The organism is Enterobacter sp. WP_7_1 (assembly GCF_003688535.1).
Lineage (GTDB): Bacteria > Pseudomonadota > Gammaproteobacteria > Enterobacterales > Enterobacteriaceae > Enterobacter > Enterobacter asburiae.
On sequence record NZ_REFK01000006.1, the window covers coordinates 126,852 to 141,440 of the forward strand.

Genomic DNA, 14,589 nt, shown 5'->3' on the forward strand with positions numbered 1-14,589 from the left:
CCAGAGGTTGCCGTTTTGCTTTGTTGTCAGAACAGCTCGTGCGTCTCGCCGTTATCAATAATCTCTGTCCCCACCTCGTGCACCGCCTGCGTGGTTGGCTGCGTGCCCTCGATGAAATACTCTTCGCGACTATTACCGCCGTTGGCGAGCTGGCCCGTGCTGCGGTCGATATTAACCGTCACCACGCCTGGCGGTGGCGTTAACGGCTGCTCCGGCACGCCTTCAAGAACGGACTTCATGTAGGCGTCCCAGGCTGGCTGTGCGCTCTTCGCACCGCCTTCGTAGCCGGAAATCTGATCCTTAATCGCGCCGGAGGCCGTTGTACGACCTAAGTCACGGCGGTGATCGTCGAAACCGATCCAGACCGATGTCACCACGCCCGGGCCGTAGCCGGAGAACCACGCATCTTTCGAGCTGTTGGTTGTCCCCGTTTTACCGCCGATATCATGGCGCTGCAAATCACGCCCTGCGCGCCAGCCTGTGCCCTGCCAGCCCGGTTCACCGAAGATGTTGGTGTTCAGCGCGCTTTTGATCAGGAACGACAGCGGCGTGTTGATCACATGCGGGGCATACTCCGGCGCACCGGTCTGTGCCACCAGCGACTGGTTAGCCTGCTCGAGCTGCGGCTGCGGCACGACGCCGTTCTGCTGCTCCTGAGACACGGCAGGGTCTTCCATATCCTTGTTTTCAAGCACCTCGGATTTCGGCGTATTGCCATAAATGACCGGAATATCACAGTCAGGGCAGGCAATTTTCGGCTTCGCTTCGAACAGCACGCCGCCCTGGTCGTTTTCAATCTTGCTGATGAAGTACGGATCAATCAGGAAGCCGCCGTTGGCCATCACCGAGTACCCGCGTGCGACCTGAAGCGGTGTAAACGAGGCGGAGCCTAACGCCAGCGACTCGGTACGAACGATGTTCTGCGCCGGGAAACCGAAGCGCTGCAGATACTCTGCGGCATAGTCGACGCCCATCGCGCGCATGGCGCGCACCATCACCACGTTTTTCGACTGTCCCAGGCCCTGGCGGAGACGAATTGGGCCGGCATACTCCGCGGGGGAGTTCTTCGGCTGCCAGTCGGAACCGGCACCGGCATCCCAGCGGGAGATTGGCACGTCGTTCAGGATGCTGGCGAGGGTCAAGCCCTTATCCATCGCCGCCGTGTAGAGGAACGGTTTGATATTGGAACCGACCTGACGCAGCGCCTGGGTGGCGCGGTTAAATTTGCTCTGGTTGAAATCAAACCCGCCGACCAGGGCCAGGATGGCACCGTTCTGTGGATTGATAGAGACCAGGGCCGAGTTGACGTCCGGCACCTGTGCCAGCCACCAGGATTCGCCTACCTTGCGCACCCAGATTTGCTGCCCGGTCTGGACGGCATCGGTCACTTTACGCGGCGTTGCGCCCTGCAGGGTATCCGAGCGGTAAGGACGCGCCCAGCGGATACCGTCCATACGCAGGGAGACGGACGTACCGTCCGCGAGCGTCGCAACGGCTTCCTGAGGATCGGCCTGCGTCACCACGGCAGGAAGGAGCGGACCATAGGTTGGCAGCGCCTTCAGCGTACTGGTGATTTTTTTGCTGTCCCACGCGCTTTCACCCACTTTCCAGAGCACGTTTGACGGGCCGCGATAGCCGTGACGCATATCGTAGTCCATCACGTTGTTCCGCACCGCTTCCTGAGCAGCCTGCTGGACCTTGCGGGTCACGGTGGTGTACACGCGATAGCCATCTTCATAGGCCTTGTCACCATAGCGATTCACCATCTCCTGACGAACCATTTCGGTCAGGTAAGGAGATGCGAAGGCGATTTCAGGGGCGTGGTAGTTAGCGTCAATAACATCGTTACGCGCCTGGTCGTACTCGCTCTGGCTGATGTAGCCTTCGCTCAGCATACGTGACAGAACGACGTTACGGCGCGCGGTGGCGCGATCGAGCGAGTAGAGCGGGTTAAACGTGGAAGGCGCTTTCGGCAGACCGGCAATGGTTGCCATTTCGCTTAAGGTGAGCTGCTCAACGGGCTTACCGAAGTACACCTGTGCGGCTGCCCCCACGCCATAGGCGCGGTAACCCAGGTAGATTTTGTTGAGGTACAGCTCAAGGATTTCGTCTTTGCTCAGCAGCTGCTCAATACGGATCGCGAGGAACACCTCTTTGATCTTACGTATCAGCGTCTTTTCAGGGCTGAGGAAGAAGTTACGCGCCAGCTGCTGCGTAATGGTACTCGCCCCCTGAGAGGCGTGGCCAGAGAACAACGCAATGCTCGCGGCACGGAAAATCCCCACCGGATCGACACCGTGGTGCTCGTAAAAACGGCTGTCCTCCGTGGCGATAAAGGCTTTCACCATCACGGGTGGAATTTGGTTTAAGGTCAGCGGAATACGACGCTTCTCGCCATACTGCGCCATCAGCTCGCCATCGGCGCTATAGACTTGCATCGGGATCTGGAGGCGCACATCGCGAAGCGTGGCGACATCAGGTAGCTGTGGCTCAATATATTTGTATAAACCGTAAATCGAGCCTGCTCCCAGCAGAATGCAACAGACTGCAAGGATGAATAAATACTTTACGAACTTCACCGGAGATTTCCCATTTGGTTTCACTTGGGCAGTTTCTAAACAATCGCGCGGTAGTATAAAGGCAAGCCTGATTCATTGATATAGCCGTCAACCCGACGGGCGATAAGGAGATCGTGAAGCATGGCTTTCAAAATATGGCAAACGGGCGTTCATATTCAACAGGATAGGGCGCTGATAGTCGCCCTGACCCGGGAGAAGTTGGGCTGGTGCTTGCGCCGCTGGTGGGCGATTCCTCTGGACGAGGGCATCATTCGTGACGGCAAAATTTGTCAGCCAGAACAGCTGGTTGATGCGTTACGCGACTGGTGCAAAACGCTGCCGCACTACCACCGTGTATTCCTCTCTTTCCCGGCAGCACGGACTCTGCAACGGACGCTCCCCCGCCCGACCGTTGCGCTGCGCGACAGCGAGCAGCTCTCATGGCTTGGTGCGGCGCTCGCGCGCGAACTGGAGATGTCTGCCGATACGCTCTGTTTCGATTACGCGCAGGATACCTTCAGCAATACCTTTCACGTGACCGCCGCGCAAAACAACGAGATCGACACCCTACTGGCGCTGGCGAAAACGCTGCGTTTGCGGCTGGTGGCCATTACGCCGGATGCCAGCGCGCTGGCGAATCTTCTTTCCGCGGTGGCACCAGCGACGTGCATCGCCTGGCGGGACGAGCGGCAGTGGCTGTGGGCGATGCGCCACCAGTGGGGACGCCGCTTTACCACAGAAGCCGAAAACGTGTCTGAGCTTTCAGCGCTGCTGGGGCTTGGTTCGGATGACATCGCGCTGTTTGATAGCCGGCGTGATCCGTGGGAAATCCTGGAACGCTGCCATGCCCCGCTACCGGACTGCGGCGCTGATTATACCGTTGCGCTGGCGCTGGCCATGAGCGAGGTGCCCGGATGAGCATCATGAACTTTCTGCCCTGGCGACAGCAGCGGCGCGCGCGATGCCTGCGCTTCTGGGGTGCAATGTGTGTCGGCACCGTGCTGTTGATGTTCGCGATCATTTTCTGCCTGCGGATAAACCCTGTTATGAGGCTGCACGCGCTGCAAACGGAGCTGACGGGAACGCAGGCCGTGCAGCACGCGCTTGCCTCCCGGGAGAAACTCGCCTCACAGGCGCAGAAGCCAGCGCAGACACGTCAACAACGCGCATGGCAACCGGTGCTGGAATCCCTTTCCCGCGCCACTCCTTCACAGGTCTGGCTGACAGAGCTGCGCTATCAGCCTCCCGCGCTGATGCTGAGCGGGTATGCCCTAACCCTGCCGGCCCTGTCTGCTCTGCGCGATGCGCTGGGCCAAATAGCGGGTTTTACGCCCGGAACGGCGGGTGAGCTTCGGCAGGACAGCCAGGGGCGCTGGATGTTCACCCTCCATCTTAAAAGCGAGGGGTAACGCATGGGTACCCTGTTAGAACGCTGGTGCGAAAGCCGTCCCTGGTATCGGGTGCTTTTTTGGTGTATGGGGAGTCTCCTGGCAGGACTGGCCGCATGGGGCACCTTGCTCACACTGCTAGACAGGCAGTGTGCTGAACGACAGCGACAGCTGATTCAGGACGCGAGGACGAACGCGGCGCTATGGTCTGCCGTCAGAAAGGTGCCGTTTCGTCCGGAAACAACGGACACACTGGCGCTGACGCCGTTTTCCCCGCTCGATTTTCAGGACGATAACGCGACGCTGGTTCACTGGAAGCCGCTGCAGAACGGAGGGGAACTGATGCTGGAGGTGGAGTGGCAGGCTCTCCCGGCGCTTTTTTCCCGGCTGGCGCAGCGGGATGTGCAGATCGCCGCTTTCGCGATTGCACCACAAGGTACAGCGCTGCGCCTGCGGCTGGAGCTGGAACATGCGAAATAGCGCGCGATATTTGCTGGTTTGCTCAGCGCTGCTATTGACCGGCATGCGCGATCCGTTTCGTCCGCCGGACGATCCCTGCGCCATTGGCGAGCTGGCGCAGTGGCGCTATCGCGGCATGGTGGGAGGGCAGCAGGCTATCGGCATTTTACAGGATGGGCAAAAGCGCTGGTACCGCCTGAAAACGCATGAGCGCTTCCCGGCAGGCTGGACGATAACAGCCATCAATGAAACGGAACTGGTTGTTGATGTGGGTGACACATGTGAACCAGGAAAATGGACGTGGCAACGAGAAGGAACGAATAAGAATGAATTTACGGATAATGCTGTGGCTGCTGGCGTTCAGCCATCCGCTGTGGGCCGCCGCGCCAAAACCGGTCACGCTGGTGGTGGATGACGTGCCTGTAGTCCAGGTGCTGCAGAGCCTGGTTGCACAGGAGAACCGAAATCTGGTGATATCGCCTGATGTCGGCGGCACGCTTTCGCTTAACCTGACGCGCGTTCCTTGGCGGCAGGCGTTACAGACGGTTGTCACCAGCGCTGGCCTCGTTTTGCGAGAGGAAGGCGGCATTTTTTACGTGCACACAGCGGCCTGGCAGCGTGAACAGCAGGAGCGCTCAGAACAGGAGCGAGCGCGTCGACAGCTTGATGCGCCGCTGGTGTCTCACGGCATCGCTTTTTCCTATGCCGATGCCGGAGAGCTGCAAAAAGACGCGGAAAAGCTCCTGAGCCCCAAGGGAAGTTTGTCTCTCGACAAACGCACCAACCGGCTGCTGATTCGGGATAACCAGACGGTGGTGGAGACGCTGCAGCGCTGGGCCGCTCAGATGGATATTCCCGTCGAACAGGTCGAGCTGGCGGCGCATATTGTGACCATTAATGAAAAAAGCCTGCGTGAGCTGGGGGTGAAGTGGAATCTCGCCGACGCCGCCGACGCGGGCAAGGTTGGCCAGCTCACCACGCTTGGCAGCGATCTTTCCGTCGCCAGCGCCACCAGCCACGTGGGTTTTAACATCGGACGGATCAATGGTCGGCTGCTGGATCTGGAGCTCTCTGCGCTGGAGCAAAAACAGCAGGTCGATATCATCGCCAGCCCGCGGCTGCTGGCCTCGCATATGCAGCCGGCCAGCATCAAGCAGGGGAGTGAAATCCCGTATCAGGTCTCAAGCGGTGAAAGCGGCGCCACCTCCGTTGAGTTTAAGGAGGCGGTATTAGGGATGGAGGTCACACCGGTGGTCTTACCGGGAGGGCGCGTGCGCCTGAAATTGCACATCAGCGAAAATATGCCGGGACAGGTTCTGCAGCAGGCTGACGGCGAAACGCTGGCTATCGACAAACAGGAGATAGAAACCCAGGTGGAGGTAAAAAGTGGAGAAACGCTGGCATTGGGTGGAATTTTTTCGCAGAAGAACAAAACCGGCAGCGACAGCGTGCCGGGGCTGGGGAAAATCCCCTGGCTTGGGCAGCTTTTTCGCCATGATGGTAAGGATAATGAACGGCGCGAGCTAGTGGTGTTTATTACGCCACGTCTGGTCGGTATTCGCTGACGGGTAACGATCCCCGCAATGATTTTGCATTCAGTTTGTTGCAGATGTTTGACGTGGGGCATGAATTAGCATACAAGGAGTACCGATTTGAGTTGGACTTACGTCTTATTACCTTATGCGCCCGACGCGGTGATTTAATCAGTTGCCAAACAAGCCGGAGTATTGAGATAATTTTTAGTCTGACTCTCGCTCTATTGCATATGAGGTTTCAGTTCATGTCCTGCTACGCTGGGTGTCTGCGAAGCGGGGATTACCATTAACGAATAGTCTTAGTAGTACCGATAAAATGGCAGAGAAACGCAATATCTTTCTGGTTGGGCCTATGGGTGCCGGCAAAAGCACTATTGGGCGTCAGTTAGCTCAACAACTCAATATGGAATTTTACGATTCTGATCAAGAGATTGAGAAACGAACCGGAGCTGATGTGGGCTGGGTTTTCGATGTAGAAGGCGAAGAAGGTTTCCGTGACCGAGAAGAAAAAGTGATCAACGAACTCACGGAAAAACAGGGCATCGTTCTGGCAACAGGCGGCGGTTCTGTGAAATCTCGCGAAACCCGTAACCGTCTCTCCGCCCGTGGCGTAGTGGTCTATCTTGAGACGACCATCGAGAAACAGCTGGCACGTACGCAGCGCGATAAAAAGCGCCCGCTGCTGCAGGTTGAAACGCCACCACGCGAAGTTCTGGAAGCGTTGGCCGATGAACGCAATCCGCTGTATGAAGAGATTGCCGACGTGACCATTCGTACTGACGACCAGAGCGCTAAAGTGGTTGCAAACCAGATTATTCATATGCTGGAAAGCAACTGATTCTGGCTTTATATACACTCGCCTGCGGGTAAAAGCATTAAAGGTGGATGTCGCGTCATGGAGAGGATTACAGTTACTCTCGGGGAACGTAGTTACCCTATCACCATCGCGGCTGGTTTGTTTAACGACCCAGCTTCCTTTTTACCACTGAAAGCGGGTGATCAGGCGATGCTGGTCACCAATGAGACGCTGGCTCCGCTTTATCTCGACCGCGTACGCCACCTGCTTGAGCAGGCGGGCGTAAAAGTCGACAGTGTGATTCTCCCCGATGGCGAGCAGTATAAAAGCCTGACGGTACTGGATACCGTCTTTACCGCATTGCTGCAAAAACCGCACGGTCGCGATACAACACTGCTTGCCCTGGGCGGCGGTGTTGTGGGCGATCTGACCGGCTTTGCGGCCGCAAGCTATCAACGTGGCGTCCGTTTTATTCAAATCCCGACCACGTTGCTGTCCCAGGTCGACTCCTCTGTGGGTGGCAAAACGGCAGTCAACCATCCGCTCGGCAAAAACATGATTGGCGCGTTCTACCAGCCCGCATCGGTGGTGGTGGATCTCGACTGTCTAAAAACGCTGCCGAAGCGCGAACTGGCTTCAGGTCTGGCGGAAGTGATCAAATACGGCATTATTCTCGATGGCGAGTTCTTTAGCTGGCTTGAAGAGAATATGGATGCGCTGCTGTGCCTGGATGAGGCTAAACTGGCATACTGCATTCGTCGTTGTTGTGAACTGAAAGCAGAAGTTGTTGCAGCAGACGAGCGTGAAACGGGCTTACGTGCTTTACTGAATCTTGGGCATACGTTTGGCCATGCCATTGAAGCCGAGATGGGTTATGGCAACTGGCTGCACGGTGAAGCCGTCGCGGCCGGTATGGTCATGGCAGCCCGCACCTCTGAACGTCTGGGGCAGTTTAAACCTGAAGAGACGGCACGCATCATTGCGCTGCTTGAACGTGCAGGTTTGCCGGTAAGCGGGCCGCAGGAGATGTCGGCGCAAGCGTATTTACCCCACATGATGCGCGATAAAAAAGTATTGGCAGGTGAGATGCGTCTTGTACTCCCGCTTGCAATAGGGAAGAGTGAAGTGCGCGGCGGAGTGCCGCACGATGTCGTTCTTGGCGCTATCGCTGATTGTCAGCAGGCGTAACAACTAGAAAGGTCAGGCCACTGTCGCAGGTGGTCGTTTAGCTTCAGGTGAAATGCAAAGTCGTTAGCATAAGCCTTTGAGTGGGGTGTTAAATGGATGAATTCAAACCAGAAGACGAGCTGAAACCCGATCCCAGCGATCGTCGTACTGGTCGTTCTCGTCAATCTTCAGAACGTGATAACGAGCCGCAGATCAACTTTGACGATGTTGATCTGGATGCAGACGATCGTCGCCCTTCGCGCAGCCGCAACGCGCACGAAGAGCGAGCAGAAGAGGATTATGAGTCCGAAGAAGATTCAATGGACGAACAGCCTGTAGAGCGTCGCCCGCGTAAACGTAAAAAAGCCGCTGCGCCGAAACCGGCTTCCCGCCAGTATATTATGATGGGCCTTGGCGTTCTGGTGCTTGTGCTGCTGATTGTCGGCATTGGCTCCGCGCTTAAAGCACCGTCAACGAACTCAACCGAGCAAACTGCTTCCGCTGAGAAGAGCATCAACCTGTCCGGGAACGATGCGACCAATCAGGCGAATGGCGCACAGCCTGCACCGGGTGCGACTTCCGCAGAGCAGACCGCAGGTAACTCCACAGCGCCGCAGGATGTTTCTCTGCCGCCCGTTTCTTCAACCCCTGCTCAGGGTCAGGCACCTGCCACGCCTGAAGGCCAGCAGCGCGTAGAAGTTCAGGGAGATCTGAACAATGCGCTGACGCAGCCGCAGAACCAGCAGCAGGTTGATAACGTCGTGGTTAACTCTACGCTGCCAACCGAGCCGGCAACCGTTGCCCCGATTCGCGGTGGTAACGCTCAGCCACAAACGGCTGCGACGGAAACCAAACCGCGACAGACGCAAACTGCGACGCGTCCTGAACGTAAGCAGGCGGTCATTGAGCCTAAGCGTGAAACCAAACCTCAGGCAGTCGTCAAAGCGCCTGAAGTGAAAGCCGTACCGGCACAGCCGAAACACACCGAAACGGCTGCGGTGAGCGAGCCTGCTAAAGCGCCAGTCACGCAGACCGCGCCGAAAGCAACGGCGACCACAGCGGCACCGGCTGCCACAGCTGCGCCTGCAGCAACGGCTCCAGCAGCCACGGCAACAGCCTCCAGCAGCGCCGCAGGCAAAACGGCAGGTAACGTTGGCTCGCTGAAGTCTGCGCCATCCAGCAACTACACGCTGCAGCTGAGCAGTTCGTCTAACTATGACAACCTCAACAGCTGGGCGAAGAAATCAAATCTGAAAAACTATGTTGTTTATCAGACGACCCGTAACGGTCAACCGTGGTATGTGCTGGTCAGCGGCGTTTATGCGTCTAAAGATGAAGCGAAACGTGCCGTAGCGGCACTGCCAGCTGATGTTCAGGCGAAAAACCCGTGGGCGAAGCCGATTCATCAGGTTCAGGCCGATCTGAAGTAATGTTTAAAGCGCAGGATGCTGTCGGAGCGTTCTCCACAGCCGGAGAAGGTGTAATCAGTTAGTCAGCATGAAAAAAAATCGCGCTTTTCTGAAATGGGCAGGGGGGAAATACCCCCTGCTCGATGATATTAAAAAGCACCTGCCAAAAGGCGAGTGTCTAATCGAGCCTTTCGTGGGTGCGGGATCGGTGTTCCTCAACACCGATTTTTCTCGTTATATCCTGGCGGATATCAACAACGACCTTATCAGCCTCTATAACATTGTTAAGCTGCGTACCGAAGAGTATGTCGCAGAGGCGCGCAAACTGTTTACGCCGGAGAATAATCACCCGGACGTTTACTACCAGTTCCGCACTGAGTTTAATCAGAGCCAGGATCCGTTCCGCAGAGCGCTGCTGTTCCTCTATCTCAACCGACATGGTTACAACGGCCTGTGCCGCTATAACCTGCGCGGGGAATTTAACGTGCCGTTTGGTCGCTATAAGCGCCCGTATTTCCCGCAGGACGAGCTGTATCATTTTGCCGAAAAAGCGCAGAACGCAGAGTTTCATTGCCTCTCCTATGAAGAGTGTATGGAACTGGCAGGCGTAAACTCGGTGGTTTACTGTGACCCGCCTTACGCACCACTGTCTGCAACGGCGAATTTCACCGCTTATCACACTAACAGCTTCAGCCCGGCCGAACAGGCTCGTCTGGCGGAGATGGCGGAAAAGCTGGTCAGCAAAAGAATTCCGGTGTTAATTTCGAATCACGACACGCCTGATACGCGCGAATGGTACAAAGCCGCGAAGCATTTTCAGGTCAAAGTGCGGCGTAGCATTAGCAGCAACGGCGGCACACGTAAAAAGGTGGACGAACTTCTGGCTCTTTATCGCCCCTGAGCCGTTTTGCCCGCCGGTAAACACATTTCAAGGAGAAGCGGATGAAACAGTTTTTGATTGCTCCCTCAATTCTGTCGGCCGATTTTGCCCGCCTGGGTGAAGACACCGCCAAAGCTCTCGCGGCTGGCGCAGATGTCGTCCATTTCGACGTTATGGACAACCACTACGTCCCGAATCTGACCATTGGCCCAATGGTGCTGAAGGCATTACGTAACTATGGCATTACCGCGCCGATCGACGTTCACCTGATGGTGAAGCCTGTCGATCGCATCGTGCCTGACTTCGCCGCAGCGGGTGCCAGCATCATCACTTTCCATCCGGAAGCCTCTGAACACGTAGACCGCACGCTGCAGCTGATCAAAGAGAACGGCTGTAAAGCGGGGCTGGTGTTTAACCCGGCCACGCCGCTGAGCTATCTTGACTATGTCATGGACAAGCTGGACGTGATCCTGCTGATGTCCGTTAACCCGGGTTTCGGCGGTCAGTCGTTTATCCCCCACACGCTGGATAAGCTGCGTGAAGTGCGCCGTCGTATTGATGAGTCAGGTTACGATATTCGTCTGGAAGTGGACGGCGGGGTGAAAGTGAATAACATTGGTGAAATTGCGGCAGCCGGCGCGGATATGTTCGTTGCAGGTTCGGCAATTTTCGACCAGCCGGATTACAAAAAAGTCATTGATGAAATGCGCCGTGAGCTGGCGAAGGTAAGTCATGGATAAATTGCAGGCAATTCGGGGTGTGGCATTCGACCTCGACGGCACGCTGGTCGACAGCGCGCCGGGCTTAACGAGCGCCGTAGACCAGGCGCTGTATGCACTTGAACTCCCCGTTGCGGGTGAAGAGCGCGTGGTAACGTGGATTGGCAACGGCGCCGATGTTCTGATGGAGCGCGCGTTGACGTGGGCGCGTCAGGAGCGCGCGTCGCAGCGTTCCGCGCAGGGTAAACCGAGCGTTGACCATGCTGACATCCCTAAGGATGAGCAGCTGCGGATTCTGCGCAAACTGTTCGATCGTTTCTACGAAGAGACCGTCGAGGAGGGCAGCTTCCTGTTCCCGGACGTTCAGGAAACGCTGAGCGCGCTGCACGCGAAGGGCATCCCGCTGGGGCTGGTGACCAACAAACCGACGCCGTTCGTTGCGCCTCTGCTGGAAGCGCTCGATATCGCGAAGTATTTCTCCGTGATTGTGGGCGGCGACGACGTGCAGAACAAAAAGCCGCATCCGGAACCGCTGTTGCTGGTGGCAGGAAAATTATCCTTAACCCCTGCGGAGCTGCTCTTTGTCGGGGATTCGCGCAATGATATTCTGGCTGCCCGAGCGGCAGGATGTCCTTCCGTCGGATTAACCTATGGCTACAACTACGGTGAGGCCATCACGCTAAGTGAGCCGGATGTGGTCTTCGACCACTTCAAAGATTTGTTGCCCGCACTCGGGCTTTCGCACAGTGAACATCAGGAATTGAATAATGACTAAGCCCATCGTTTTTAGTGGCGCACAGCCTTCAGGTGAATTGACCATTGGTAACTACATGGGTGCGTTACGTCAGTGGGTCAGCATGCAGGATGAGTACCATTGCATTTACTGCATCGTCGATCTCCATGCGATTACCGCGCGTCAGGATCCTGAGAAGCTGCGTAAAGCCACCCTGGACACCCTGGCGCTGTACCTGGCCTGCGGCATCGATCCTGAGAAGAGCACCATTTTCGTTCAGTCTCACGTGCCGGAGCACGCGCAGCTGGGCTGGGCGCTGAACTGCTACACCTATTTCGGCGAGCTGAGCCGCATGACGCAGTTCAAGGATAAATCCGCACGCTACTCTGAAAACATCAACGCCGGTCTGTTCGACTATCCGGTGCTGATGGCGGCGGACATCCTGCTGTATCAAACCAACCAGGTGCCGGTGGGTGAAGACCAGAAACAGCACCTGGAGCTGAGCCGCGATATCGCCCAGCGCTTTAATGCGATTTACGGCGATGTGTTCAAAGTGCCAGAGCCGTTTATTCCGAAGTCCGGCGCGCGCGTGATGTCGCTGCTGGAGCCGACTAAGAAGATGTCCAAGTCTGACGATAACCGCAACAACGTTATCGGCCTGCTGGAAGATCCGAAATCCGTCGTCAAAAAGCTCAAGCGCGCGGTCACCGACTCCGACGAGCCGCCTGTGGTGCGCTACGACGTGCAGAACAAAGCGGGCGTTTCCAACCTGCTGGATATTCTCTCCGGCGTGACTGGCCAGAGCATTCCTGAACTGGAAAAACACTTCGAAGGTAAGATGTACGGCCACCTGAAAGGTGAAGTGGCAGACGCCGTTTCCGGCATGCTGACCGAGCTTCAGGAGCGTTATCACCGCTACCGTAACGACGAAGCTTTCCTGCAGAAGGTGATGAAAGAGGGCGCGGAAAAAGCCAGCGCGCGCGCGTCCGAAACTCTGAAAGCGGTGTACGAAGCGATTGGGTTTGTGGGTAAACCGTAGGTAAAAGCAAAACGGTAACTACGTTACCGTTTTTAGGGTTTGTTCCCTCTCCCACAGGGAGAGGGTCAGGGTGAGGGCATCAGACCGCACTTTCCTAAACAAAAAAACCGGGAAAGCCCCGGTTTTTTTACGCCTGAAAATCGCTTACTGCTGCGCCGCCGGGCCGCAACCGCCGATGATCTTCGAAATGGAGATCGCCGGGTGCAGCAGGTAATCGTAGCTGCAGTTATTTTTGGTGTTCTGTACATGACCGGTACAGGCAGTCAGAGTCGATAACAGGCCAACCAGAACGGCGGCTTTTGCCAGTTTGAACATACGCATTCCTTGTCTTAAAAACGAAAGTTGGATGTAACTCAAGGGAATAAAGGGAGAAATTCCACTTCGGGGCGGTATGTTATCGACAGCGGTAAGAGGGGAGTAGTCCGCATAAGGACTACTCCGCAAAGGAAGAATATGCGTTAGTGATTTGAGAACCAGTTCAGCTTATCGCGCAGTTCAACCACGCGACCCACCACAATCAGCGCCGGGCTTTCGACCTGCTGAGCCAGTTCACCGAGCTGCGTCAGTACACCATCCACTACGCGTTGCTTGATGGACGTACCGTTTTCCACCAGCGCAACCGGCATATCAGCCTCCATGCCGTGCTCCAGCAGCTTCGCCTGAATCGTCGCGGCCTGGTTCAGCCCCATGTAGAAGACCAGCGTCTGCTTTTCCGCGGCCAGGTTATGCCAGTCCAGCTCGCTGCCGGTTTTCATATGGCCCGTCACCAGACGCACGCTCTGGGCATAGTCGCGGTGGGTCAGCGGAATGCCAGAGTAAGCTGAGCAGCCGGATGCCGCCGTAATGCCCGGCACCACGGAGAACGGAATGCCCGCGTCACACAGGGTTTCCAGCTCCTCGCCGCCGCGACCAAAGATAAACGGATCGCCACCCTTAAGGCGCACCACGCGCTTACCTTTCTGCGCCTCGCGCAGCAGGATCTGGTTAATCTCCTCCTGCGGCACGCAGTGATAGCCCGCCCGTTTTCCAACGAATACGCGGTCGGCATCGCGGCGTACCAGGTTCATGATGTCATCGGAGACCAGGCGATCGTAAACCACGGTATCGGCCTGCTGGATCTGCTGTAGCCCTTTCAGCGTCAGCAAGCCCGCATCGCCGGGGCCTGCGCCCACCAGCACCACTTCGCCGCGATGGTCCAGCGGCTCGCTCAGGAGCTGTTCGGTTGTCTCTTCAACGGCTTTGGTGTCCTGATTGGCCAGCGACTGCGCCAGCCTGTCGTTCACAAAGAATTTTTCCCAGAAGCGACGACGCTCGCCCACGGTGGAAAAGGTTTGCTTCACGCGGGAACGCAACTGCCCGGCGTAATGGGCAATCTGACCAAGATGCTGGGGCAACAGGGCCTCCAGTTTTTCCCGCAGCAGGCGGGCGAGAACCGGCGAGCGTCCGCCGGACGACACCGCAATTATCAGCGGCGAGCGGTCGATAATCGACGGCATGATAAAGCTGGCCTCTTTCGGCGCATCCACCACGTTGCAGAAGATTCGGCGCGCTTCGCAGGCGTCGCTGATGCGCTGGTTCACTTCATCATCATCCGTTGCGGCAATGGTCAGCCAGCAGGTATCCAGCAGGGATTCATTAAACTCACCCTGTTCCAGCGTAAGCATCCCTTCCTGGGCCCAGACCTCAAACTGTGGGGCGAAGGTGAGGGCGTTGACGGTGAGCCGGGCGCCAGCCTCTAACAGCAGGCGAGCTTTGCGTTCAGCCACGTCGCCGCCGCCCACGAGCAGGCAGTCGCGGTTGCGTAATTGACAAAAAATCGGCAGGTGATCCACGACATTACCTCGCAGCTTTCATGGAGGGGGTAAGAATTGACGTCAGGATAACAGCAGGAATCGTACAAAACATA

Annotated in this window: 15 protein-coding genes; 12 read left to right on the plus strand and 3 right to left on the minus strand. The window is 56.8% G+C overall.

Annotated features, from left to right (window positions below):
* Positions 1-26: 26 nt before the first annotated feature.
* Positions 27-2,579 (minus strand): peptidoglycan glycosyltransferase/peptidoglycan DD-transpeptidase MrcA, encoded by a 2,553-nt coding sequence (gene mrcA / locus BJ885_RS20545; RefSeq protein ID WP_039263080.1) that lies wholly within the window; start codon positions 2,577-2,579, stop codon positions 27-29.
* Between the two features lie 120 nt (positions 2,580-2,699).
* On the opposite strand from mrcA, the gene BJ885_RS20550 reads away from it, so the two are divergent.
* The 12 genes from BJ885_RS20550 to trpS all read left to right on the plus strand — a co-directional run bounded on the left by BJ885_RS20550 (position 2,700) and on the right by trpS (position 12,683).
* The gene (locus BJ885_RS20550; RefSeq protein ID WP_121932680.1) at positions 2,700-3,476 is read left to right on the plus strand and encodes a DNA utilization protein HofM; all 777 of its coding nucleotides are present in this window, start codon (positions 2,700-2,702) and stop codon (positions 3,474-3,476) included.
* Positions 3,473-3,967 carry a PilN domain-containing protein gene (locus BJ885_RS20555; protein WP_121932681.1) on the plus strand — a complete coding sequence of 165 codons (495 nt, stop codon included), beginning with the start codon at positions 3,473-3,475 and terminating at the stop codon, positions 3,965-3,967. The genes BJ885_RS20550 and BJ885_RS20555 overlap by 4 nt, the downstream gene beginning before the upstream one ends.
* A 3-nt stretch (positions 3,968-3,970) precedes the next feature.
* Positions 3,971-4,426 (plus strand): HofO, encoded by a 456-nt coding sequence (locus BJ885_RS20560; RefSeq protein WP_121932682.1) that lies wholly within the window; start codon positions 3,971-3,973, stop codon positions 4,424-4,426.
* The gene (locus BJ885_RS20565) at positions 4,416-4,820 is read left to right on the plus strand and encodes a HofP DNA utilization family protein (RefSeq protein ID WP_047646831.1); all 405 of its coding nucleotides are present in this window, start codon (positions 4,416-4,418) and stop codon (positions 4,818-4,820) included. Before BJ885_RS20560 ends, BJ885_RS20565 begins: the two co-directional genes overlap by 11 nt.
* On the plus strand, positions 4,747-5,970 hold the full coding sequence (gene hofQ, locus BJ885_RS20570) for a DNA uptake porin HofQ (RefSeq protein ID WP_259467241.1): 1,224 nt from the start codon (positions 4,747-4,749) through the stop codon (positions 5,968-5,970). Before BJ885_RS20565 ends, hofQ begins: the two co-directional genes overlap by 74 nt.
* A gap of 286 nt (positions 5,971-6,256) precedes the next feature.
* Positions 6,257-6,778, plus strand: coding sequence for a shikimate kinase AroK (gene aroK / locus BJ885_RS20580; protein WP_003861630.1), 522 nt, complete (start codon positions 6,257-6,259; stop codon positions 6,776-6,778).
* A 57-nt stretch (positions 6,779-6,835) separates the two neighbouring features.
* On the plus strand, positions 6,836-7,924 hold the full coding sequence (gene aroB / locus BJ885_RS20585; RefSeq protein WP_121932684.1) for a 3-dehydroquinate synthase: 1,089 nt from the start codon (positions 6,836-6,838) through the stop codon (positions 7,922-7,924).
* Between the two features lie 92 nt (positions 7,925-8,016).
* The gene (gene damX, locus BJ885_RS20590) at positions 8,017-9,333 is read left to right on the plus strand and encodes a cell division protein DamX (RefSeq protein WP_121932685.1); all 1,317 of its coding nucleotides are present in this window, start codon (positions 8,017-8,019) and stop codon (positions 9,331-9,333) included.
* A 67-nt stretch (positions 9,334-9,400) separates the two neighbouring features.
* A complete protein-coding gene (dam, locus tag BJ885_RS20595) occupies positions 9,401-10,213 on the plus strand; it encodes an adenine-specific DNA-methyltransferase (RefSeq protein WP_023309480.1) in 813 nt (270 codons plus the stop codon).
* Positions 10,214-10,254: 41 nt separating this feature from the next.
* A complete protein-coding gene (gene rpe / locus BJ885_RS20600; protein ID WP_024907923.1) occupies positions 10,255-10,932 on the plus strand; it encodes a ribulose-phosphate 3-epimerase in 678 nt (225 codons plus the stop codon).
* Positions 10,925-11,686 (plus strand): phosphoglycolate phosphatase, encoded by a 762-nt coding sequence (gene gph / locus BJ885_RS20605; RefSeq protein ID WP_024907924.1) that lies wholly within the window; start codon positions 10,925-10,927, stop codon positions 11,684-11,686. Before rpe ends, gph begins: the two co-directional genes overlap by 8 nt.
* Complete coding sequence (gene trpS, locus BJ885_RS20610; RefSeq protein WP_047646834.1) at positions 11,679-12,683, plus strand: tryptophan--tRNA ligase; 1,005 nt, start codon at positions 11,679-11,681, stop codon at positions 12,681-12,683. Before gph ends, trpS begins: the two co-directional genes overlap by 8 nt.
* A 144-nt stretch (positions 12,684-12,827) precedes the next feature.
* Here the strand turns inward: trpS and BJ885_RS20615 are convergent, their stop codons facing one another.
* Together BJ885_RS20615 and cysG are read right to left on the minus strand one after the other, a co-directional pair.
* Positions 12,828-12,998, minus strand: a complete 171-nt coding sequence (locus tag BJ885_RS20615; protein ID WP_008503029.1) for a YhfL family protein — start codon at positions 12,996-12,998, stop codon at positions 12,828-12,830.
* 143 nt (positions 12,999-13,141) lie between these two features.
* A complete protein-coding gene (gene cysG, locus BJ885_RS20620; protein ID WP_121932686.1) occupies positions 13,142-14,515 on the minus strand; it encodes a siroheme synthase CysG in 1,374 nt (457 codons plus the stop codon).
* Positions 14,516-14,589: the final 74 nt, after the last annotated feature.